This is a genomic window from Pseudomonas sp. WOUb67, assembly GCF_050058005.1.
Taxonomy (GTDB): domain Bacteria; phylum Pseudomonadota; class Gammaproteobacteria; order Pseudomonadales; family Pseudomonadaceae; genus Aquipseudomonas; species Aquipseudomonas putida_R.
Map to the genome: position 1 here is coordinate 1,657,129 of NZ_CP170112.1, position 20,310 is coordinate 1,677,438.

Here is a 20,310-nt window from a genome sequence, read left to right on the forward strand (position 1 = left end):
CTCAGGCCCTCGGGGTATGTGGATGCTTGCCGTCCAGGGTCAGCAGTGCGGCGTACATTTCCGGGCGGCGATCACGGTAGATGCCCCAGCTCAGGCGGTCATCGCGCATGCGCGCCAGGTCCAGGTCGTGCAGCCAGATGCCGCTGTTGTCACGGTCGGCCTCGGCGAGCATGGCGCCCTTGTGGTCGCAGATGAACGACGAACCATAAAAGCGCATGCTCAACGAAGCGTCGCTGGCGGCGACTTCATCGCCCACGCGATTGGCCGCCACCACCGGCAACAGGTTGGCGGCGGCGTGGCCGCGCATGGCCACCTGCCAATGGTCGCGTGAGTCCAGTTCGGCGCAGCCGGGCTCGGAGCCGATGGCGGTGGGGAACAACAGCACTTCGGCACCCATCAGTGCCAGGCAGCGAGCGGTTTCGGGGAACCACTGATCCCAGCAGATACCGATGCCCAGGCGACCAAAGGCGGTATCCCAGACCTTGAAGCCGGTGTCGCCAGGGCTGAAGTATTCCTTTTCCTGGTAGCCGATGGCGTTGGGGATGTGGGTCTTGCGGTACACGCCGAGCAGGCGGCCATCGGCATCGGCCACGGTCAGCGAGTTGAAGAAGGCATTGCCGGCGCGCTCGTACCAGCTCAGCGGCAACACCACGCCCAGCTCGCCGGCCAGCGCAGCGAAGCGCTGCAGGATCGGGCTGTCGGGGTAGGGCTGGGCGAGGGCCTGGTGCTGGTGGTCCTGTTCGATGCAGAAGTACGGGGTAGCGAACAGTTCCTGCAGCAGGATCACCTGTGCGCCTTTGGCAGCGGCCTGGCGCACCAGCTGTTCGGCGCGGTCGAGGTTGTCGGGCAGGTTCCAGCTGCACGGCATCTGAGTAGTGGCAACCCGTAGCAGGCTCATGGCTGTACCTCCGGCTGCTGCTGGGTGATGCAGTGGATGCCGCCACCGCCGTGGGCGATGTGGTCGATGCGCACGGGCACGATCTGCCGGCCCGGGAAGGCGTGGGCCAGTTGCGCAGCGGCCTCCTGGTCGGCAGCGATGCCATAGGCCGGCATGATGATCGCGCCGTTGGCGATGTAGAAGTTGGTGTAGGACGCACAGAACACCTCGGCGTCCTGATCGACGGCGGCGCTGGCCTCGTACAGGTCGAGCAGTTCGAAGTGGCGGCCCTGGGCGTCGGTGGCCAGTTCCAGGGCGCGACGGTTTTCCCGCACCACGTCGGCGTACACCGAGTCCTGCTCATGGGTGGCATCGACCAGCAGCACGCCTGGGCGGGCGAAGGCACAGACGCCGTCGACGTGGCCGTCGGTCATGTCGCCGGTGACGTATTGCGGGTCACCCGGCAGCCAGATGGTCTTGCGGATGCCCAGGTGGCGGGCAAAGCAGGCCTCGAACTCGGCCTTGCTCACGCCAGGGTTGCGGTTGGGGTTGAGCAGCACCGATTCGGTGGTGATCAGCGTGCCTTCGCCATCCACATGAATCGCACCGCCTTCGTTGCACAATGAAGTGCTGAAGCCGTCGAGGCCCAGCTGGTCGAGGATGCGTCGGCCCAGGCTGCGGTCCAGGCTGTGTGGCGACTTGTCGCCCCAGGCATTGAAGCGCCAGCTCAGGCCGGCCAGGCCATGCTGCGGGTGGCAGACGAAGCTCGGGCCGCTGTCACGGCACCAGCTGTCGTCCACGGCCAGTTCGATCAGCTCGATGTTGGCGCCGCACAGGGCGCGGGCGCTGGCCACGGCAGAGGGGTCGACGACCATCTTCACCGGCTCGAAACGGGCAATGGCTGCTGCGACCCGGGCGTAGTCCTGCTGTACATCGGCCAGGCGCACGTTCCAGCCGCTTTCCCACAGGGCCTGGTTGTGTGGCCAGACCATCCAGGTTGCCGCGTGGCGTGCCCATTCGGCGGGCATGCGCCAGCCGCTGTCGAGGGACAGGTGCATAGTGAACTCCGATCTATTAAGGATTTTTATCAACGAAGCCCGCCGTCGCGGGTGTTGGTGTTCATGCTATGGCTAGGCCTGGCCGGCGACAAACGATAGATTTAGCGCACATCTGATCAGCAGGGCTTATCAATCATGCTTAAACACTGGCCACCCCTTAATGCCCTGCGCGGTTTCGAGGCTGCGGCGCGGCTGGGCAGTTTCCACAAGGCTGCCGAGGCGCTGAACCTGACCCAGTCGGCCATCAGCCAGCAGATCCGCAGCCTGGAAACCTACCTGGAGCAGCCGCTGTTCCACCGAAGCGGGCGTAGCGTGAGCCTGACCGACGCCGGGCATGACCTGCTCAGCACCACGCAATCGCTATTGCAGCACCTGGCCGTGGGCATTCGCCGGCTTGACCAGTACCGCAAGCCCAACCAGCTGGTGGTCAACACCAGCCCGGCGTTCGCCAGGCACTGGTTGTTGCCGCGGCTGGCGGACTTTCACCAGCGTTGCCCGGAGGTGGACTTGTGGTTGTTCACCAGCTTCGAGGTGCCGGACATGGCCACCGAAACCATCGACCTGGCCGTCCGCGATGACCTCAGCGCCCAGGCCGAGTGCAGCTTCAACGTGCTGCATCAGGACCAGCTGTACCCGGCCTGCCACCCTGCGCTGGCGTCTTCGGCTGCGCGGACCACCTTGCACGGCGAACGGGAAATGGACTGGAGCCATTGGCAGCTGGAAGGTGGCGAAGATGTCGGGCAGCAGGGCAAGGGGCTGAATTTTTCCGACCCAGGGCTGTTGCTGGATGCGGCGAGCGAGGGGCTGGGGGTGGCGCTTGTCAGCCAGTTGCTGGCGCGGCGGGCGATGGAGGAGGGGCGGCTGCAGGCGTTGTCGACGCAGCGGGTGCGGGGGCCGGCGTGGGCTTGCCTGGTGCACAGGGATAGCCAGGAAGACCCGCTGGCCCGGCAGTTTCTGGAATGGTTGAAAGGTGCTTTGGCTTTGGATTGATGCTTTCTGTACCGGCCTCTTCGCGGGTGAACCCGCTCCCACAGGTATCGCGCAACGCGGTCCTTGTGGGAGCGGGTTCACCCGCGAAGAGGCCGGCACAGAAGAACCCCGGTTTTGCATCCCCATGATCACCCCGTAATATGTGTCGGATAACCTGCGGGGGTAGTCTCACCCTCTGATCAATCGGAATCGCCCCACGCGGCGCTTCCCCGGCATAAACATGACGAGGTACAGACATTGGCCATCATTCATCCTAAGGTTCGCGGTTTCATCTGCACCACGACTCACCCGAAGGGCTGCGAGCTCAACGTCCGTGACCAGATCGAAGCCACCCGCAAGCTGGGCGTGCGCGAGGATGGCCCGAAGAAGGTGCTGGTCATCGGCGCTTCCAGTGGCTACGGCCTGGCAGCGCGTATCACCGCAGCGTTCGGTTTCAAGGCCGACACCCTGGGCGTGTTCTTCGAAAAACCAGGCACCGAAACCAAGGCCGGCACTGCTGGCTGGTACAACTCCGCTGCCTTCGACAAGTTTGCCAAGGCCGAGGGCCTGTACAGCAAGTCGATCAACGGTGACGCCTTCTCTGACGAGGCCCGTGCCAAGGTCATCGAGCTGATCAAGAACGAGATGGGTGGCAAGGTCGACTTGGTCATCTACTCGCTGGCCTCGCCTGTGCGCAAACTGCCGCAGACCGGTGAAGTCATTCGCTCGGCACTGAAGCCGATCGGCCAGCCGTACAAGTCGACCGCCATCGACACCAACAAGGACACCATCATCGAGGCCAGCATCGAGCCGGCCACCGAGCAGGAAATTGCCGACACCGTCACCGTCATGGGTGGCCAGGACTGGCAGCTGTGGATCGATGCCCTGGCTGGCGCCGACGTACTGGCCGAAGGCGCCCGTACCGTGGCCTTCAGCTACATCGGCAGCGACATCACCTGGCCGATCTACTGGCACGGTGCGCTGGGCCAGGCCAAGCAGGACCTGGACGATACCGCTCTGCGCCTGAACGAGAAATTGGCCGGTGAAGTGAAAGGCGGCGCCAACGTGGCCGTGCTGAAGTCGGTGGTCACCCAGGCCAGCTCGGCCATTCCGGTGATGCCGCTGTACCTGTCGATGGTCTTCAAGATCATGGAAGAGAAAGGCGTTCACGAAGGCACCCAGAACCAACTGGACCGCATGTACCGCGACCGTCTGTATCGCGCCGACGGTGCGCCGGCCGAAGTCGACGAGAAAGGCCGCCTGCGCCTGGACGACTGGGAACTGCGCGACGACGTGCAGTACGCCTGCAAGGCCCTGTGGCCGCAAGTGACCACCGAGAACCTGTTCGAGCTGACCGACTATGCCGGTTACAAGAAGCAGTTCCTCAACCTGTTCGGCTTCGAGCGCGCTGACGTCAACTACGACGAAGACGTGGCTACCGATGTGAAGTTCGACTGCATCGAGCTGTAATCGCTGCCGGCCTGTACCGGCCTCTTCGCGGGTAAATCGGATCGCCGCACCGCCGCTCCCACAGGTATTTCACTGCCCTCAGGCCAAGTGGGATCCCTGTGGGAGCGGGTTTACCCGCGAAGACGCCGGTACAGGCTACAAAATCTTTGCTAGCTTTGGCGCACAACAACAGGGAATGCGCCATGAGTAGCCACACCCAACCCGCCACCCCTTTTCGCCAGGCCACAGCCGATGGCTACAGCCTCGGCGGCTTCATCTGGCGCCACGCCCAACCTGACCCCCAGCGCCCGCTGGTGATCATCAACGCTGCCACGTCGGTACGCTGCCGCTATTACTCCCGCTTTGCCGACTACCTGTTCTCCCAGGGCTGCGACGTGCTCACTTACGATTACCGAGGCATCGGCGAATCCCGCCCGGCTTCGTTGCGCGGCTTTCAGGCCTCGTGGAGCGACTGGGGCCGGCTGGATTTCGAAGCGATGTTGGCGCATGCGGCCGAGCATTTCCCCGGCCAGCCAATAGACGTGGTGGGGCACAGTTTCGGCGGTTGTGCAGTTGGGCTGGCACCGTCTGCCGGGCAGGTACGCCGGGTCGTGATGGTGGGCGCACAGTTCGCCTACTGGCGCGATTACGCGGCTGATCAACGCTGGCGGCTGTTCGGCAAATGGCATGTGGTGATGCCTTTGCTGACCCGCGCTTTGGGCTACTTCCCCGGCAAGCGCCTGGGCTGGATGGAAGACACCCCGGCAGGGGTGGTGGATGACTGGACCACCCGTACGCCACGCTATGAGCACCGGCCAAGTGGGCGCCGGCTGGAGAGGGTGCCGTTTGCACACGTGCAGGCAGCGACGCTGGCCATCAGCTTGACCGATGACCCGTTTGGCACTGTGGCGGCGACCGAGCGGTTGTTGGGTTATCTACAGGGTGCCCGGCACCTGCGTATCGCGCCTGTGGATATCTCGGTCGAGGAGATTGGCCATTTTGCTTTTTTCCATGACCGGTTTCGCGAAAGCCTGTGGCCGGTGGCCTTGCAGTGGTTGCAAGAAGGGAGGCTGGAAAGGGGGGGGCCAGGAAGGATCATGGAGTGAGGTTGGTTGCACCGGCCTCATCGCCGGCAAGCCAGCTCCCACAAGTACTGCGCACCTTCCAAGACTTGTGCAGTACCTGTGGGAGCTGGCTTGCCGGCGATGGGCCGCAAAGCGGCCCCAACTATCTCAAGCCTTGCGCGAAAGCGGCTGCCCGGCAAATTTCACACCGGCCAAACCATGCTCGATCAGCGCACGAATATTGCCATGGTCGCTGCCCTCAGGCGTGGCCACCACATCACGGTAGTGCTCACCAAAGGCCAGCAGCGCTTCCTGGTCGCTCAGCCCTTCCAGCAAGGCCAGGCCCAAGGTCTTGCACGACCCTTCGTTCTGCCCGGCCGCATTCTCTACGCCGCCGTTGTTGAAGGCCTGCGGCTGGTAGCTGTAGTTGTCGGCAATGAACGCCAAGGTATCGGCAAATACATGTTGGCCGCTGGCCAGGCTGGCACGCAGGGTGTTCAGATCAGTCACGAGGTTTTCCTTTTTCGAACGCCGCTTGTTGTTCGGCGCTGGCTTCTTTCTGGTGTTGGGCTTTCCACTCGGCGTAGGGCATGCCGTACACCGCTTCGCGGGCGTCGTCCAGGCTCAGGTCGAGCTGGCGCTCGTCAGCCGCGGCCTTGTACCACTTGGACAGGCAGTTGCGGCAGAAACCGGACAGGTTCATCAGGTCGATGTTCTGTACATCGGTGCGCTTTTGCAGGTGTTCGACCAGGCGCCGGAACGCGGCGGCTTCGAGTTCGAGCTGTTGCTGTGGGGTCATGGTCTTCTCTCAGGTCATGCGGTTCTTCAAGTGGCGGCCACCGTTGATGACCACCTGGCTGCCGGTGCTGTACTGGCTGGCGAGCAGGTACTTGACTGTCTCGATCAGCGGGCCGGCGCCGGGTTCGAACTCCAGCAGGGCCTTTTTCAGGGTTTGCTGGCGGTAGGCTTCGTCGCCCCCTTCCTTGAGGATCAGCAGCCCGGGCAGGATACCGTTCACGTGCACCGTGGGCGCATATTTTTCGGCGAACGACAGCACCATGTTCTGCAGCGCAGCCTTGGTGGCGGCGTAGCCAATGTGGCTTTTGCTGCCGCGCGAAGAGGTTTCGTCGCAGATGTGGATGATGTCGGCCTTTTCCACCTTGGCCAGCAGGTCGCCCAGGGCCAGGTTGAGGTGGTAGGGCGCTTCGACGTGCAGGCGGAACATGGTCTCGAGGTTGTCGAGCCCGTCATCCAGCCACAGCGAGGCGTTGTGGATGATGGCGCGCAGCCCGTCGTAGTGCGTATGCAGGTGGTCGATCAGGGCCTGGCGGTCGGCCGCCAGGCACAGGTCGGCCTGGAACTGCACGATGTTCGGGTGGGCCGTCTGTGGTTGGACGCTGCGGCTGGCACTGACCACCGTATGGCCGGCCTGTGCCAGTTCAAGGGCCAGGGCCAGCCCGACGCGCTGGCTGGCTCCGGTAACGAGAATGGGGCTGTTCATGTTCGGGGCGGTCAACTTGTCTGTCCTTTGGTTGCCGCCCAGCATACCCGAACTGTTTCCCTGTTGTATGGCCTGGCCTCAGCGGCTGCGCAAGGCGCCAGTGGTGGCCGGGGAGGCATGCAGCCAACTGGCCAGCAGGCGGGTGGACAGGGGGATGAACAGGTACACCATCAGCGGCGTCAGGGCCAGGGTGCTGAGCATTACCCGGGGCAGCAGGTCCAGCGTTGCCAGCCAGTGGCCAAACAGCAGGTTGAATGCCAGCGAGACCGGGAAGAACGCCAGCCAGATGGCCACGGCCTGCTTCCAGCGGGGTGGTTTCTGCACCGTATTGGTGCCAAACCAGTCGTCGATGCCACTGACGCGCGCCTCTTTGGGGCGTTCGAACAGGCCATTGCCGCGTTGCAGCCAGGCCCGGCGCGAGGCGGAATGCTCCCAGGCATGCAGGGTGGGTTCGTCGCTGAAGCGGAAGATGATCTGGAATTCGTCGCCATCCTGGGGTGGGGCGAGGATGCCGGACCCGAGATAGCCGGGGAAGTCGGTGGCCAGCTGCTCGCCTTCATGCAGCCAGGCCAGCAGGTCCTGGTAGCGGCCATGGGCGGCGCGGCGCGACACCATCAAGGTGACGGGTGGGGTAGACATCGTGTATCTCCTGGCAACGGGGCTGGCGGGTAGCTGGCCCCTTTGGCTGCGTGGCCCGGGGTGGTGGGCAACGCAGGTGTGCATGCAAGAATCGGGCGCGGATTATCGCGCATGTGTGATCTTCGGCAAATGTCAGCCGGCAAACGGTTGCACCCTGCGATCGGTGTTGGCGTAGTAGAATGCGCGTTCAACTTCCGCACTCAGGGTACCCCGTGCAGATGAACGAACAGGGACGTAATCCGCTGATCGAAGTGGGTCTTGAGCAGCAGGAGCTGTTTCCGATCCGCGAAGTTTCCCGCCTGACGGGCGTCAACGCCGTGACCCTGCGTGCCTGGGAACGCCGTTACGGGCTGATTCAGCCAACCCGCACCGACAGTGGTCACCGTCTTTATTCCCAGGCCGACATCGATGACATCCGCCGTATCCTCGGCTGGCTGGAGCGCGGCGTGGCGGTAAGCAAGGTGGGCAGCATCCTTGCGCGCGGCCATGCCCTTGCCGTGCAGGCCAGCGGCGCGACGGACGCCTGGGAGCGCTGGCAGCACCAGGCGCGTCAGGCCGTGCAGGGTTTTGACATGGCGGGTCTGGACCGCCTGTTCGATGAGGTGTTTGCCGCCAACACCCTGGACCAGGTGTTCGCCGAGGTGTTCATGCCGGTGTGGCACGACCTGGCGGCCGGGCAGGGCGGCTATGGGCAGGCCAGCGAATGGCTGTTCCTCGACCAGTTCTTGCGTGGCCGGGTATTTGCCCGTTTGCAGCTCGCCCACGTGCCGCGTGCTCGCACCGTGCTGCTGGCGGCGTTGCCGGGGCAATGCCACGAACTGGAATTGCTGGTGACCGGCCTGACCCTGGGCAGCGACGAGATTGGCGTGACGCCCTTGGCCAGCGGGCAGCCGCTGCAGGAGATGGCGCTGGTCTGCGAACGCCTGAAACCGGATGCCCTGGTGCTGTTTTCCCACCACCCACCCACGGCGGAACTCACCCGACGACTGGTGCGCATGGCGGCTGTGCTGGAATGCCCATTGTTACTGGCCGGCGAAGCGGCAGAAGTGGCACAGGACCACCTGGCTGGCAGCCTGATCGCGTGCCTGGGTGCGCAGGGCAGTGTGATGCGCCAGCGCTTGCGGCAGTTTCTGGCCGGTCAGCTCGATACCTGAGTGTGCAGCTCGGGGTGGGCCCGGCGATGGGCCTGGAGGATGTAGTCGCGCAGGCGGTCGATCTCTTCGGCCGGGGTCTGGCCGAGGTCGTAGGCCGCGAGGTCCGGGCCGATGCGCCGGCCCAGCACGCCATGCAGTTCGATCGGGCTGATGTCGCCCGGCGCGAAGCGCAGATCGAAGCGGTCAGGCGCTGCTGGCAACCCGCGGACCTCCAGCAGCACACCTTTGAACGAAATGTCGCGAACCCACAGGCCGCTTTCCTGCCCATGGCTATCGAGCAGCGGGCTGGGTGTTTCCATCGACAGGCGCCAGGCGCGCAGCATGGGGCCGTCTTCGTAGATTTCCGGTGAACCCAGCTGCAAGTGCAGGGCGTGGAACTCGTCTTCCACCAGTTGCAGCGGGAAGCTGATCTGCTGGTTGTTGAACTGGGCCTGCAAGGTCACCTGTTCGTTGGCCACCAGGCGGGTCAGCAAGCTCTGGATGCGGCGGTCGCCATTGACCAGTAGGCTCGACATGGAGTCGGCCAGGTTCAATTGCGGCGAATGCTGCATGCTCTGGATGAAATCCAGCTCGTCCTGGGTCAGGAGCGCGTCTGCTTGCATGATCGAACTCGGTGGTGGCGATTTCTTCAACGGAATTGACCGTGCGTGGCGTACTTGGTTCAGGCGCGTTCGTCGGGTTTCGGACAAACGCGCAGTTCGGCAAGCTCCCGCTCAAGTTCGACCTGGCGGCTGACATCCTTCTGAATACCGATGAAATAGGTCCGCTGTTCAGCGTCGAGCCTTACCGGGGTGATCGACAGCTCGTTCCAGAACGCACTGCCATCCTTGCGGTAGTTGCGCAGCACTTCGCGACACGGGCGGCCTTCTGCCAGTGCCTTGCGGATGCGGACACGGCCAAGCTGGTCACGGTCGTCGGCCTGCAGGAAGCGGCAATCCTGATAGAGGATTTCGTCGCGGCTGTAGCCGGTCAGGCGTTCGAAGGCGGCGTTAACGTAGATCAGGATGGTGTCGTCGCCTTCCTGTTCGGCAACCACGATCCCGTCATTGGACGCATCGACCATCGATTGCAGCAATTGCGCGTTGATCATGTCTGGGCCATTGAGCAAAGAAAGGCTGAAGGCGGCGACTTTGGTAGAGGCGGCCTTTTGCCAGCGCTGGATGCTAGTATCCTACGTTTTCACTCAGTTTCGGAATCCTCTACCCGATGAAAGTCGCCATTATTTCCGGATCGGTCTATGGCACCGCCGAAGAAGTCGCCCGTCACGCTGAATCGCTGCTCAAGGCTGCGGGCCTGGAGGCCTGGCATGCGGCGCGTGCCACCTTGCAGGATCTTGAAGGTTTTGCCCCAGATGCCTTGCTGGCCGTGACCTCGACCACCGGCATGGGCGAATTGCCGGACAACTTGATGCCGTTGTACAGCACCATTCGTGACACCCTGCCTGCAGCCTGGCGTGGCCTGCCGGGCGCGGTGATTGCGCTGGGTGACGCCAGTTATGGCGACACCTACTGTGGTGGTGGCGAGCAGATGCGCGAGCTGTTTGCCGAGCTGGGCGTGCGCGAAGTGCTGCCGATGCTGCGCCTGGATGCCAGCGAAACGGTGACCCCGGAGGCCGATGCAGAGCCTTGGTTGGCTGAGTTGGCAGCAGTATTGAAAGCCTGATCCATGTCCGCAGCCTGACCCGGCCTCTTCGCGGGCACGCCCGCTCCCACAGGAAAATCACCAAACCCGAGGGCAGTGATATCCCTGTGGGAGCGGGCAAGCCCGCGAAGAGGCCAGCAAAGCCAGTTCATTCCTTGCTGTCAGGCTGATCCATGTCCGCAGCCTGATCCGGCCTCTTCGCGGGCACGCCCGCTCCCACAGGAAAATCACCAAACCTGAGGGTAGTGATATCCCTGTGGGAGCGGGCAAGCCCGCGAAGAGGCCAGCAAGGCCAATTCATTCCTTGCTGTCAGGCACCGGCCATTCGCGCAGTAGGGCCAACCACGCCTGCGCCGCCCGTGACAGGTAGGCCCCGCGCCGCCAGATAAAGGCGATATCCCAACGCAGGTCCTGCGGCGAAAGCAGCGGCAACCGCACCACCCCGGGGCGCTCCAGCGCTTTTGCCACCACCTGGGGCAGCAGCACCACACCCTGGCCCGCCGCCACCAACGCGGCCAAAAAATCCGCCTGGCCACTGCGTCCGCCTTCTTTCGGGGTAAACCCTTGCTGCTGGCATGCCTTCAGCAGCCGGTCATTGAGCACGAAGCTGCGCTGATACAGCAGAAACGGCGTATCGGCCAGTTGCCCCAGGCCCACACCATCCAGGCCCGCCAAGGCATGGCCCGCTGGCAGCAGGGCATCCAGCGGTTCGTTGCAGAACGGCTGGTAGTCGAACGCGTCGTCGCTGGGCGTCAGGCTGCCACCCAGTTCCAGCTCGCCACTCCTGACCGCCTGCTCGACGCTGCGGCTGCCGCCTTCGAGCAACTGGATCGCAATGTTCGGGTGGCGCCGCCGGTACTCGGCGAACAAGCCGGCGAACAAGGCGTCACTGCCCAGCATCGGCAAGCCCAGGCGCAACTCGCCACGCTCCATCTGGCTGAGGTCGTCCAGCTCGTTGAGCAGTGCCTGGCGCTGGCGCAGCAGGGCCTCGCCACGCTCCAGCACAATGCGCCCGGCAGCTGTCAGGTGCAGCTGCGAGGCCTGGCGCTCCAGCAGTGGCTGGCCCACATCTTGCTCCAGCTGGGCCACCTGCTTGCTCACGGCCGACTGGCTGATGTGCAGGGTCTGCGCCGCCTGGGTAAAACCACCGCGGTGGACCACTTCGATAAAGCTGCGCAGCTGTTTGAATTCCATGTTCTGAATTCCATTCTGGAATGGCTATCAGTCTAACAATTCGCTTCTGGCCTAGGCAGCCGAATCTTAAAATGAGGGCCTGTCGAGGAACCCCCTGCCATGAAACCCGCGTTATTGAAAAAAGCCCTTCGCCTGCTTGTCGAGCTGGCCATTCTTTGTGCCCTGTTCCTGCTTGGCGGCCAGCTTGCCACCTGGCTGGGCTGGCCGATCCCCGGTGGTGTGATGGGCCTGGCATTGCTGTTGGTACTGTTTGCCTCGGGTGTGCTCAAGCCGGCCATGCTGCAACTGGGCGCCGGCTGGTTGATGGCCGAGATGCTGCTGTTTTTCATTCCGGCGCTGATGAGCCTGCTCGATTACGGCTCGCTGATCCGTGAAGAAGGCTGGCGCATCCTGCTGGTGATCGCCGTGAGCACGCTGATGGTGATGGTCGTGACCGCGCTCACCGTGGAACTGGTGTGCCGCTGGAGCCTGCGCCATGAGCCTTGAACCCATGCCAGTGTTCTGGCTGGCGCTGACCTTGCTGGCCTACCTGGCCAGCCGCTGGCTGTACCGGCGCAGCGGGCGCTACCTGCTGTCCCCTTTGATTCTGGTACCGGTGTTGTTGCTGGCGGTGGCGGTGCCGCTGCACACGGCCTATGCCGAGTATGCGCGCAACACCCACTGGCTGATGGGCGTGCTCGGCCCGGTGACCGTGGCCTTTGCGGTGCCGATCTGGCAGCAGCGGGCGATGCTGGCGCGGCACTGGCCGGCACTGATGGTGGGCATGGTCGCCGGCAGCAGTGCCTCGATTGCCAGCTCCTGGGGGCTGGCGCACCTGCTGGCGCTGGACAGCGCCACCAGCCTGTCGCTGGTGCCGCGTTCGATCACCACGCCGTTTGCCATGCCCCTGGCCCATGACCTGGGTGGCGTGCCGGAGCTGACGGCGGTGTTCGTGATGTTCACCGGCGTGCTCGGCGCCATGTTCGGCGGCGTGCTGCTGCGCTGGCTGCCGCTGCGCACGCCGCTGGCACGCGGTGCGCTGTTCGGCGTTGGCGCGCATGGTGCCGGGGTCAGCCGGGCACAGGAGGTGGGCCGCGAGGAAGGTTCGGTGGCCGGCCTGGTCATGGTCCTGACCGGGCTGTTGAACCTGTTCGCGGCACCGCTGCTGGCCATGCTGCTCTGACCGTTCGTGCCACTGACTCGCACAGTCATCAAGCTGGCTGGCAACGCAAGTTTCAGCCCATGGGCTGCTGGCTAGACTCTGCCTCGACATAGAGAGCACATGTATGTGCCGAGGTGACATGCAATGACCGCAGCCTTGCCCTATCCCGTCCCTATCACTTCACCGGGTTACTTCTGATGCCTATGGCCGAAATTCCATTGTGCGTCTGGCGTACCCGGGGACAGAGTTTCACTTTCCGGGGCCAGAGCATCCGCTACTGGACCGCAGGGCAAGGAGAGCCCCTGCTTCTGTTACACGGCTTCCCCACTGCCAGCTGGGACTGGCACTACCTGTGGGGGCCCTTGACCCAGCGCTTCCGGGTGATCGCGTGCGACATGCTGGGTTTTGGCGATTCGGCCAAACCGGTCGATCACGCCTACAGCCTGATGGAGCAGGCAGACTTGCAGCAGGCCCTGCTCACCCACCTGCAGGTGGACCAGCCGGTGCACCTGCTGGCTCACGACTACGGCGGCAGCGTCGCCCAGGAGTTGCTGGCGCGGCACCATGAACAGCGTGCCGAGGTTGCCAGCTGCGTATTCCTCAACAGCGGGCTGTTCCCCGAAAGCTGCCGCATGCTGCTGATCCAGAAGCTGCTGCTGAGCCGCTTCGGCTGGCTGGTCGGGCGCTCGTTCGGGCGTGACGACCTGGTGCGCAACGTGACCCAGGTCTACGGCCCTTGCACCCACCCCAGCGAAAGTGCCCTGGATGATTCCTGGAGCCTGATCGCCGCCAACCGGGGCACGCGCATCCTGCACAAGCTGGTGAGCTACATGCCCGAGCGCAGCGTGCACCGTGAACGCTGGGTCGGGGCGATGCAGCGCAAAGGCGTGCCACTGCGTTTCATCAATGGCGTGGTCGACCCGCTTTCCGGCGCGCAGATGCTCGAGCGCTACCGGCAACTGGTGCCGGAGCCGGACACCGTGCAGTTACTGGGCATCGGCCACTACCCGCACACCGAAGCGCCGGTGCAGGTGCTGCGTCACTACCTGGCCTTTCGTGAACAGCTTGTGAGCTTCTACCCACAGAAAGTGGCGTGGTCCTGACGGGGCCTCATCGCGCTGCGTTATTGCCAGGCATTCAGCCTGCGTGAGCTTGATTGTCCGCCGCTGGCTTGCGGCGGACACTCGGCTGACCTGAACCTGCCTGGAGCCATGAGCATGAGCGAGCCTGTCCGTCTGCAAGATCGCGTGGTGATCGTCACCGGAGCCGGCGGCGGCCTGGGCCGTGCCCATGCGCTGCTGTTTGCCGCACGTGGCGCCAGGGTCGTGGTCAACGACCTCGGCGGCTCTACCCACGGTGAAGGTGCCAACGCCTCGGCCGCCGACCGGGTGGTGGAGGAGATCCGCGCCGCCGGTGGCATTGCCATCGCCAACCACGATTCGGTCAGCCAGGGCGCACGCATCGTCGAGCAGGCCCTGGACAGCTTCGGCCGGGTCGATGTGCTGGTGAACAATGCAGGGATCCTGCGTGACAAGACCTTCCACAAGATGGACGACAGCGACTGGGAGCAGGTTTACCAGGTGCATGTCGAAGGGGCCTTCAAAGTCACCCGCGCGGCCTGGCCACACCTGCGCGAGCAAAACTGGGGGCGGGTGATCTTCACCGCCTCTACCTCCGGCATCTACGGCAACTTCGGCCAGGCCAACTACGGCATGGCCAAGCTGGGCCTGTACGGGCTGACCCGCACCCTGGCGATCGAAGGGCGCAAGCACGGCATCCTGGTCAACGCCATCGCCCCCACCGGCGGCACCCGCATGACAGAAGGGCTGATCCCGCCCCAGGTCTTCGAGCGGCTCAAGCCCGAGCTGGTCAGCCCGCTGGTGGTGTACCTGGGCAGCGAGCAGTGCCAGGGCACGGGGGAACTGTTCGAGGTAGGCGGTGGCTGGGTGGGCAAGGTGCGTTGGGAGCGCAGCCTGGGGGTGGGCTTCGACCCGCGCGAAGGCTTTACCCCTGAGCAGGTGGCCGAGAGCTGGGCACGGATCGGTGACTTTGAGGGGGCGGTGCATCCGCAGGACAGTTTGCAGGCATTGCAGCAGATGATGGCCAACCTGCAGAAGTACCCGCTGTAGAGAGCTTGCAGGGTACTTTGTGGGAGTCACTGTCTTGCACCATCACTCAGACTGCCGCATCACTGTGTAGGAGCAGCCTTGTGCTGCGAAGAGGCCGGTATGGCTAGAGATTATCTTCGGCTGCAATGGCCTCTTCGCAGCACAAGGCTGCTCCTACAGGGCTTGTGTTTGCCTTGAAATCAATGCAAGTCAGGTGGGAACGCGTCAGCCAGTCGAGAGCGCATTTTTTCAGGGCAAAAAAAAGGCCGCTGCAAGCCGCAGCGGCCAATCGAGACGTCAGATCAAGGAGCTTCAAAATCTACGTCGGTGAACCTCGCAGGCATGAAAAGCGGGGGGAGAGCCCTTCATGCCGGCCAGTGAGTTAAGAATAAGCGCTTGATCCCGTAGGAAAAATAGCGGCTTATGACATTCACCTTTACGTATCGGGCAATAGTGCAGGAGCCACTCAGGCGGCGGGTGAATAGCCCATGCGCCAGCTGGTTTCCCGCGCAGCCGCCAGCAACCGTTGCGCCGCCGGGCCATGTTCGTCGGCGTGGAAAATGGACGTCGGCCCGACTACGGTCATCACCGCCGCAACCTGCCCCATGGCATTGAACACGGGCGCCGACAGCGCATCCACGCCCGGCATCAGCAGCCCGTGCACATGGTGCAGGCCGCGTTCGCGAATGCCGGCCAGTACCGCCTGGTAGTCATCAGCATTGTGCTGCAGCACGGCCAGCTCGCGGTCACGCAGCTCCACGGTCTCGCGCTCCGGCAGGTAGGCGGCGAACACCAGGCCGGTGGACGAGGTAAGCAGTGGCAGCACCGAGCCCATCTGCGTGACCACGGTCACTGCACGCACCGCCGGTTCAATGCTGACCACGGTTGCGCCCTGGTTGCCCCACACCGCAATGAAGCAGCTCTCGTTCAGTTCGTCGCGCAGCTGCGACAGCGGCAGTGCGGCAATCTTCAGCACATCGATGCTGCCCAGCGCCGCCAGCCCCACCCGCAACGCCTCACGGCCCAGGCCGTAATGGTTGGTGGCCGCATCCTGCTCGGCAAAGCCGCTGGCGATCAACGCCTGCAGGTAGCGGTGCACCTTGCTCGCCGGCATCTGCACATGTTCCGACAGGCGTGACAGCGATGTGGAGGGGGAGAGTTCGGCAAGGGCTTTGAGGATGTCTGTGCCAACCTCCGCCGAGCGGACTTTCTGCTTGCCGTTGTCGGCGGAGGGGCTGGCTTTGGTCATGGACATCTGCTTCCGGATTCTTCGAGTCGCGCCTTTATAGCTTGACGCCATGCTCGTAGCAAATTACGTTATTCGTAATCTGATTACGATAAAAACAATGCAGACGCGCTGTCACCCCGCATCGGGCCAGCAGCCAGCTGCCAGCAACGGCTCGGTCAGAGCCCGGAGGCATCGATGACTCGCGACACATCACCCGACCTTCACTACCTCAGCGGCTTCGGCAACGAGTTTGCCAGCGAAGCGCTGCCAGGTGCCTTGCCGGTCGGGCAGAACTCGCCGCAGAAGGCGCCTTATGGGCTGTACGCCGAATTGCTCTCGGGCACGGCGTTCACCATGGCCCGCAGCGAACTGCGCCGTACCTGGCTGTATCGCATTCGCCCGTCTGCATTGCACCCGCGTTTCGAGCGCCTGGCGCGCCAGCCGCTGACCGGCCCGCTGGGCGCCATCAACCCCAACCGCCTGCGCTGGAGCCCCCAGCCGATGCCTGCCGAGCCGACCGATTTCATCGAAGGCTGGCTGCCCATGGTGGCCAACGCCCCGGCGCAGAAGCCGGCCGGCGTGAGCATCTACATCTACCGCGCCAACCGATCCATGGAGCGGGTGTTCTTCAACGCCGACGGTGAACTGCTGCTGGTGCCGGAACAAGGCCGCCTGCGCATTGCCACCGAGCTGGGTGTAATGGACGTCGAGCCCCTGGAAATTGCGGTGATTCCACGCGGCATGAAGTTCCGTGTCGAACTGCTCGACGGCCAGGCCCGTGGCTACATCGCCGAAAACCACGGTGCACCGCTGCGTATTCCCGAGCTGGGCCCGATCGGCAGCAACGGCCTGGCCAACCCGCGCGACTTCCTTACCCCGGTGGCGCACTACGAAGAGGCCGAAGGGCCGGTGCAACTGGTGCAGAAGTTCCTTGGCGAGCACTGGGCCTGCCAACTGCAGCACTCGCCGCTGGATGTGGTGGCCTGGCACGGCAGCAACGTGCCGTACAAATACGACCTGCGCCGCTTCAACACCATCGGCACCGTCAGTTTCGACCACCCGGACCCGTCGATCTTCACCGTGCTGACGTCGCCGACCAGCGTGCATGGCCTGGCCAACATGGACTTCGTGATCTTCCCGCCGCGCTGGATGGTGGCCGAGAACACCTTCCGTCCACCATGGTTCCACCGCAACCTGATGAACGAGTTCATGGGCCTGATCAGCGGTGCCTACGATGCCAAGGCCGAGGGCTTCCTGCCCGGTGGCGCCTCGCTGCACGGGGTGATGAGCGCCCACGGCCCCGACGCCGAAACCTGCGAAAAAGCCATTGCCGCCGACCTGGCGCCGCACAAGATCGACAACACCATGGCCTTCATGTTCGAGACCAGCCAAGTGCTGCGCCCGAGCCACCAAGCCCTTGAATGCCCGCAATTGCAGGCCGACTACGATAGTTGCTGGGCCACCTTGCCGAGCACCTTCAACCCGAACCGGAGATAACCGATGAACCACACTGCCAATGCCCGTAGCTGGGTCGAGCACGCCAACGGGCACAGCGACTTCCCGCTGCAGAACCTGCCATTGGGTATCTTCAGCCGGCCGGGTGAAGCCAGGCGCTGTGGCGTGGCCATCGGCGACGCGATCCTGGACCTGGAGGCGGTACTGGCCGCCGGCCTGTTCGACAGCGCCGCCAAGGCCGCCGTCGAAGCCACCCGCGGTGGTGCACTGAACGCATTCTTCGCGCTGGGCCGCAGCGCCCGTGTCGCCCTGCGCGAGCGCTTGCAGGTGCTGCTTGGCGAACACAGCGAACACCAGGCGGCGCTGCAAGCCGCGCTGTACCCGGCCAGCGCCTGCCAGTTGCATGTCCCTGCGCAGATCGGTGACTACACCGACTTCTATGTGGGCATCGAGCACGCCAAGAACGTGGGTAAGCTGTTCCGCCCCGACAACCCGCTGCTGCCCAACTACAAGTACGTGCCGATCGGTTATCACGGCCGCGCCTCGACCATCCGCCCGTCCGGCACCGATGTACGCCGGCCCAAGGGCCAGACCTTGCCGGCCGGGCACACCGAGCCGAGCTTCGGCCCTTGCGTGCGGCTGGACTACGAACTGGAACTGGGCATCTGGATTGGCCAGGGCAATGACATGGGCCAGGCGATCCCGATTGGCGATGCTGCCGAGCACGTAGCCGGCCTGTGCCTGCTCAACGACTGGTCGGCGCGTGATATCCAGGCCTGGGAATACCAGCCATTGGGACCGTTCCTGTCCAAGAGCTTCATTACTACCATCTCGCCTTGGGTGGTCACGGCTGAAGCGCTGGAACCGTTCCGCTGCGCCCAGCCGGCACGCCCGGATGGCGACCCGCAGCCACTGTCGTACCTGCTGGACAAGCGCGACCAGGCCGCCGGTGCATTCGATATCGAGCTTGAAGTGCTGCTGCTGACCGAGCGCATGCGTGAGCAGGGCGCTGCCCCGCACCGCCTGACCCTGAGCAACACCCGCAGCATGTACTGGACCGTGGCGCAGCTGGTGGCGCACCACAGCGTCAACGGCTGCCAGCTGCAGCCGGGCGACCTGTTCGGTTCGGGCACATTGTCGGGCGCCACACCGGGTTCGCATGGCAGCCTGCTGGAGATCACCGAAGGCGGCAAGCTGCCGGTTGAACTGGCCAGCGGCGAGGTGCGCAAGTTCCTCGAAGACGGCGACGAGATCATCCTGCGTGCCCGCTGCAGCCGTGACGGCGTGGCCAGCATCGGCTTCGGCGAGTGCCGTGGCACGGTCATCGCGGCCAACTGAGGAGGCAGGGGCATGGAGCTGTACACCTATTACCGTTCCACCTCGTCCTACCGGGTGCGCATTGCCCTGGCACTGAAGGGGCTGGCTTACCAGTCCCTGCCGGTCAACCTGTTACAGGGTGAGCAGCGCGGTGCGGGCTATGTCGCCGTCAACCCGCAGGGCCGCGTGCCGGCCTTGCGCACCGACGGCGGCGAATTGCTGGTGCAGTCGCCCGCGATCATCGAGTACCTGGAAGAGGTTTATCCACAGCCTGCACTGCTGCCGGCCACGGCCGAAGCGCGTGCCAAGGTACGTGGCGTGGCCGCAATCATCGGCTGCGACGTTCATCCGCTGCACAACGTCAGCGTGCTCAACCGGTTGCGCCAGGCCGGGCAGGACGAAGGCCAGGTCAACCAGTGGATCGGCCACTGGATCAGCCAGGGGTTGGCGGCGGTGGAGCAACTGATCGGTGACCATGGCTTTTGCTTCGGTGAGCAACCGGGGCTGGCGGATGTATACCTTATCCCGCAGCTGTATGCCGCCGAGCGCTTCAACATCGACCTCGCCAGCTTCCCGCGTATCCTCCGGGTTGCCGCCCTGGCGGCCGGGCACCCGGCATTCGCCAAGGCCCACCCAGCCCAGCAGCCGGACAGCCCGGCTCAGTGAAGCGAACGGTTCGCCGTCGGAAGCTTGCCGATCCGCTCGGACAGCTTCAGGCGCTGGACCGGGTCTTCGGTCAGCAGTAACGCATGCTCCAGGTCGAAGCGCTCGGCCTGTGGGCAGTCCAGGTGCTGGTACAGCGAGGCGCGGGTCACGTAGTCGCTGACTTGTACCGGGCCCAGCTGCATGATCCGCTCGGCATCGATCAAGGCCGCCAGGTGGTTGTCGTTGCTGATGTGCAACTGGCGCAGGTTGCGGGACAGGCGTTGCAGCATCTGCAACGGGCTGGCACTGCGCATGTGCTCGGCCGTCAGCGCAACGTGCGGGCCGAACTGGCGAGCCAGCAGCTCACGGCAATCGCTGGGGTACAGGCGCCGGCCACCACAGGGGTCGAGCAGGTGGTCGGCACCCGGTACGCGCAGCAGAAAATGGCCTGGGAAGCCCACGCCCTCCAGCGGAATGGACAGCCGCCCGGCCAGTTCCAGAGCAAGTATGGCCAGGGTCAGCGGTTGGCCACGGCGGCGTTGCAGCACCTTGTCCATCATCGCCGCCTGCGGGCGCAGGGGATGGTATTCATCCTGCTGAAAGCCCAAGGCATTGAGTTGGCGCAGCAGTGGCTGGGCCAGTTCGCACAGTGGCAGCATCGGCAGGTTGGCGCTGATCTCACGCTGCAGGTCATGCAGCATGGCAAGGCTGGCCGCGGGCTCGACGTTGCGGTCGTGCTCGGCGGCCATCCACAATGCGGCTTCCAGCAGGGCGACAGGCTCGCGTTCCAGGCAGGCCAGGCAGGCTTGACGTGGCTTCATGGGGTATCTCCACACACGTTTGAGTATTAGCCGGGGCGGGCGGTTTCGT

At 64.3% G+C, this 20,310-nt stretch carries 23 protein-coding genes; 12 read left to right on the forward strand and 11 right to left on the reverse strand.

All coding sequences use genetic code 11. The annotated features are described in order from the left end of the window. Position 1: 1 nt before the first annotated feature. Positions 2-898 (reverse strand): N-carbamoylputrescine amidase, encoded by an 897-nt coding sequence (gene aguB / locus ABOC32_RS07395; protein WP_043197852.1) that lies wholly within the window; start codon positions 896-898, stop codon positions 2-4. Then, positions 895-1,935 carry an agmatine deiminase family protein gene (locus tag ABOC32_RS07400; protein WP_426810586.1) on the reverse strand — a complete coding sequence of 347 codons (1,041 nt, stop codon included), beginning with the start codon at positions 1,933-1,935 and terminating at the stop codon, positions 895-897. Before ABOC32_RS07400 ends, aguB begins: the two co-directional genes overlap by 4 nt. Before the next feature lie 135 nt (positions 1,936-2,070). On the opposite strand from ABOC32_RS07400, the gene ABOC32_RS07405 reads away from it, so the two are divergent. The 3 genes from ABOC32_RS07405 (at position 2,071) to ABOC32_RS07415 (ending at position 5,459) form a co-directional block, all read left to right on the forward strand. Continuing rightward, on the forward strand, positions 2,071-2,925 hold the full coding sequence (locus tag ABOC32_RS07405; RefSeq protein ID WP_426810587.1) for a LysR substrate-binding domain-containing protein: 855 nt from the start codon (positions 2,071-2,073) through the stop codon (positions 2,923-2,925). A 237-nt stretch (positions 2,926-3,162) separates the two neighbouring features. Further along, positions 3,163-4,374 carry an enoyl-ACP reductase FabV gene (fabV, locus tag ABOC32_RS07410; protein WP_426810588.1) on the forward strand — a complete coding sequence of 404 codons (1,212 nt, stop codon included), beginning with the start codon at positions 3,163-3,165 and terminating at the stop codon, positions 4,372-4,374. Between the two features lie 182 nt (positions 4,375-4,556). Continuing rightward, positions 4,557-5,459, forward strand: coding sequence for an alpha/beta fold hydrolase (locus ABOC32_RS07415; RefSeq protein ID WP_426810589.1), 903 nt, complete (start codon positions 4,557-4,559; stop codon positions 5,457-5,459). A gap of 126 nt (positions 5,460-5,585) precedes the next feature. Here the strand turns inward: ABOC32_RS07415 and ABOC32_RS07420 are convergent, their stop codons facing one another. Genes ABOC32_RS07420 through ABOC32_RS07435 form a run of 4 tightly spaced genes read right to left on the reverse strand, consistent with a single transcriptional unit; the run spans position 5,586 to position 7,557 of the window. Further along, positions 5,586-5,927: a HopJ type III effector protein gene (locus tag ABOC32_RS07420; RefSeq protein ID WP_016497941.1), complete on the reverse strand. Its 342-nt coding sequence runs from the start codon at positions 5,925-5,927 to the stop codon at positions 5,586-5,588. Continuing rightward, on the reverse strand, positions 5,920-6,216 hold the full coding sequence (locus ABOC32_RS07425; protein WP_012274156.1) for a DUF1244 domain-containing protein: 297 nt from the start codon (positions 6,214-6,216) through the stop codon (positions 5,920-5,922). Before ABOC32_RS07425 ends, ABOC32_RS07420 begins: the two co-directional genes overlap by 8 nt. A 9-nt stretch (positions 6,217-6,225) precedes the next feature. After that, positions 6,226-6,963, reverse strand: coding sequence for a dihydromonapterin reductase (folM, locus tag ABOC32_RS07430; protein ID WP_050491849.1), 738 nt, complete (start codon positions 6,961-6,963; stop codon positions 6,226-6,228). Positions 6,964-6,996: 33 nt separating this feature from the next. Continuing rightward, positions 6,997-7,557, reverse strand: coding sequence for an antibiotic biosynthesis monooxygenase (locus ABOC32_RS07435; protein WP_426810590.1), 561 nt, complete (start codon positions 7,555-7,557; stop codon positions 6,997-6,999). Positions 7,558-7,775: 218 nt separating this feature from the next. Here ABOC32_RS07435 and ABOC32_RS07440 point away from each other — a divergent pair, with 218 nt between their 5' ends. After that, a complete protein-coding gene (locus ABOC32_RS07440; protein ID WP_426810591.1) occupies positions 7,776-8,711 on the forward strand; it encodes a MerR family transcriptional regulator in 936 nt (311 codons plus the stop codon). Here the strand turns inward: ABOC32_RS07440 and ABOC32_RS07445 are convergent. Further along, positions 8,696-9,313 carry a hypothetical protein gene (locus ABOC32_RS07445; protein WP_426810592.1) on the reverse strand — a complete coding sequence of 206 codons (618 nt, stop codon included), beginning with the start codon at positions 9,311-9,313 and terminating at the stop codon, positions 8,696-8,698. The two genes, ABOC32_RS07440 and ABOC32_RS07445, sit on opposite strands and share 16 nt — an antisense overlap. A 59-nt stretch (positions 9,314-9,372) precedes the next feature. After that, the gene (locus tag ABOC32_RS07450; protein ID WP_426810593.1) at positions 9,373-9,801 is read right to left on the reverse strand and encodes a PAS domain S-box protein; all 429 of its coding nucleotides are present in this window, start codon (positions 9,799-9,801) and stop codon (positions 9,373-9,375) included. A gap of 116 nt (positions 9,802-9,917) precedes the next feature. On the opposite strand from ABOC32_RS07450, the gene ABOC32_RS07455 reads away from it, so the two are divergent. After that, positions 9,918-10,373, forward strand: coding sequence for a flavodoxin (locus tag ABOC32_RS07455; RefSeq protein WP_043197869.1), 456 nt, complete (start codon positions 9,918-9,920; stop codon positions 10,371-10,373). 276 nt (positions 10,374-10,649) lie between these two features. Here ABOC32_RS07455 and ABOC32_RS07460 read toward each other — a convergent pair whose 3' ends face one another. After that, positions 10,650-11,546 (reverse strand): LysR family transcriptional regulator, encoded by an 897-nt coding sequence (locus tag ABOC32_RS07460; RefSeq protein WP_426810594.1) that lies wholly within the window; start codon positions 11,544-11,546, stop codon positions 10,650-10,652. A 99-nt stretch (positions 11,547-11,645) separates the two neighbouring features. Here ABOC32_RS07460 and ABOC32_RS07465 point away from each other — a divergent pair, with 99 nt between their 5' ends. From ABOC32_RS07465 to ABOC32_RS07480, 4 genes are all read left to right on the forward strand, one after another. Further along, positions 11,646-12,032 (forward strand): CidA/LrgA family protein, encoded by a 387-nt coding sequence (locus tag ABOC32_RS07465; protein WP_043197873.1) that lies wholly within the window; start codon positions 11,646-11,648, stop codon positions 12,030-12,032. Next, positions 12,022-12,708 carry an LrgB family protein gene (locus ABOC32_RS07470; protein WP_426810595.1) on the forward strand — a complete coding sequence of 229 codons (687 nt, stop codon included), beginning with the start codon at positions 12,022-12,024 and terminating at the stop codon, positions 12,706-12,708. Before ABOC32_RS07465 ends, ABOC32_RS07470 begins: the two co-directional genes overlap by 11 nt. A gap of 176 nt (positions 12,709-12,884) precedes the next feature. Continuing rightward, entirely contained in the window at positions 12,885-13,790 is a 906-nt protein-coding gene (locus tag ABOC32_RS07475; protein ID WP_426810596.1) for an alpha/beta fold hydrolase, read from the forward strand. Positions 13,791-13,904: 114 nt separating this feature from the next. Further along, on the forward strand, positions 13,905-14,816 hold the full coding sequence (locus ABOC32_RS07480; protein ID WP_426810597.1) for an SDR family oxidoreductase: 912 nt from the start codon (positions 13,905-13,907) through the stop codon (positions 14,814-14,816). 445 nt (positions 14,817-15,261) lie between these two features. On the opposite strand, the gene ABOC32_RS07485 is transcribed toward ABOC32_RS07480, so the two are convergent. Continuing rightward, on the reverse strand, positions 15,262-16,044 hold the full coding sequence (locus tag ABOC32_RS07485) for an IclR family transcriptional regulator (protein WP_426810598.1): 783 nt from the start codon (positions 16,042-16,044) through the stop codon (positions 15,262-15,264). A 174-nt stretch (positions 16,045-16,218) separates the two neighbouring features. Between ABOC32_RS07485 and hmgA the strand changes: the two genes are divergently transcribed. The 3 genes from hmgA to maiA are packed head-to-tail and all read left to right on the forward strand — an operon-like array spanning position 16,219 to position 19,461. Beyond that, positions 16,219-17,520: a homogentisate 1,2-dioxygenase gene (gene hmgA, locus ABOC32_RS07490; RefSeq protein ID WP_426810599.1), complete on the forward strand. Its 1,302-nt coding sequence runs from the start codon at positions 16,219-16,221 to the stop codon at positions 17,518-17,520. 3 nt (positions 17,521-17,523) lie between these two features. Next, positions 17,524-18,816 carry a fumarylacetoacetase gene (gene fahA / locus ABOC32_RS07495; RefSeq protein ID WP_426810600.1) on the forward strand — a complete coding sequence of 431 codons (1,293 nt, stop codon included), beginning with the start codon at positions 17,524-17,526 and terminating at the stop codon, positions 18,814-18,816. Between the two features lie 12 nt (positions 18,817-18,828). Beyond that, positions 18,829-19,461, forward strand: coding sequence for a maleylacetoacetate isomerase (gene maiA, locus ABOC32_RS07500; RefSeq protein WP_426810601.1), 633 nt, complete (start codon positions 18,829-18,831; stop codon positions 19,459-19,461). On the opposite strand, the gene ABOC32_RS07505 is transcribed toward maiA, so the two are convergent. After that, positions 19,455-20,261, reverse strand: coding sequence for a SirB1 family protein (locus tag ABOC32_RS07505; protein WP_426810602.1), 807 nt, complete (start codon positions 20,259-20,261; stop codon positions 19,455-19,457). The genes maiA and ABOC32_RS07505 overlap by 7 nt on opposite strands. Positions 20,262-20,310 lie beyond the last annotated feature (49 nt).

Coding starts and splice junctions, on each gene's coding strand:
- aguB (WP_043197852.1), bottom strand. CDS start 898: ATGAGCCTGCTACGGGTTGCCACTACTCAGATGCCGTGCAGCTGGAAC.
- ABOC32_RS07400 (WP_426810586.1), bottom strand. CDS start 1,935: ATGCACCTGTCCCTCGACAGCGGCTGGCGCATGCCCGCCGAATGGGCA.
- ABOC32_RS07405 (WP_426810587.1), top strand. CDS start 2,071: ATGCTTAAACACTGGCCACCCCTTAATGCCCTGCGCGGTTTCGAGGCT.
- ABOC32_RS07415 (WP_426810589.1), top strand. CDS start 4,557: ATGAGTAGCCACACCCAACCCGCCACCCCTTTTCGCCAGGCCACAGCC.
- ABOC32_RS07425 (WP_012274156.1), bottom strand. CDS start 6,216: ATGACCCCACAGCAACAGCTCGAACTCGAAGCCGCCGCGTTCCGGCGC.
- folM (WP_050491849.1), bottom strand. CDS start 6,963: ATGCTGGGCGGCAACCAAAGGACAGACAAGTTGACCGCCCCGAACATG.
- ABOC32_RS07435 (WP_426810590.1), bottom strand. CDS start 7,557: ATGTCTACCCCACCCGTCACCTTGATGGTGTCGCGCCGCGCCGCCCAT.
- ABOC32_RS07440 (WP_426810591.1), top strand. CDS start 7,776: ATGAACGAACAGGGACGTAATCCGCTGATCGAAGTGGGTCTTGAGCAG.
- ABOC32_RS07445 (WP_426810592.1), bottom strand. CDS start 9,313: ATGCAAGCAGACGCGCTCCTGACCCAGGACGAGCTGGATTTCATCCAG.
- ABOC32_RS07450 (WP_426810593.1), bottom strand. CDS start 9,801: ATGATCAACGCGCAATTGCTGCAATCGATGGTCGATGCGTCCAATGAC.
- ABOC32_RS07455 (WP_043197869.1), top strand. CDS start 9,918: ATGAAAGTCGCCATTATTTCCGGATCGGTCTATGGCACCGCCGAAGAA.
- ABOC32_RS07460 (WP_426810594.1), bottom strand. CDS start 11,546: ATGGAATTCAAACAGCTGCGCAGCTTTATCGAAGTGGTCCACCGCGGT.
- ABOC32_RS07465 (WP_043197873.1), top strand. CDS start 11,646: ATGAAACCCGCGTTATTGAAAAAAGCCCTTCGCCTGCTTGTCGAGCTG.
- ABOC32_RS07470 (WP_426810595.1), top strand. CDS start 12,022: ATGAGCCTTGAACCCATGCCAGTGTTCTGGCTGGCGCTGACCTTGCTG.
- ABOC32_RS07475 (WP_426810596.1), top strand. CDS start 12,885: ATGCCTATGGCCGAAATTCCATTGTGCGTCTGGCGTACCCGGGGACAG.
- ABOC32_RS07480 (WP_426810597.1), top strand. CDS start 13,905: ATGAGCGAGCCTGTCCGTCTGCAAGATCGCGTGGTGATCGTCACCGGA.
- ABOC32_RS07485 (WP_426810598.1), bottom strand. CDS start 16,044: ATGACCAAAGCCAGCCCCTCCGCCGACAACGGCAAGCAGAAAGTCCGC.
- hmgA (WP_426810599.1), top strand. CDS start 16,219: ATGACTCGCGACACATCACCCGACCTTCACTACCTCAGCGGCTTCGGC.
- fahA (WP_426810600.1), top strand. CDS start 17,524: ATGAACCACACTGCCAATGCCCGTAGCTGGGTCGAGCACGCCAACGGG.
- maiA (WP_426810601.1), top strand. CDS start 18,829: ATGGAGCTGTACACCTATTACCGTTCCACCTCGTCCTACCGGGTGCGC.
- ABOC32_RS07505 (WP_426810602.1), bottom strand. CDS start 20,261: ATGAAGCCACGTCAAGCCTGCCTGGCCTGCCTGGAACGCGAGCCTGTC.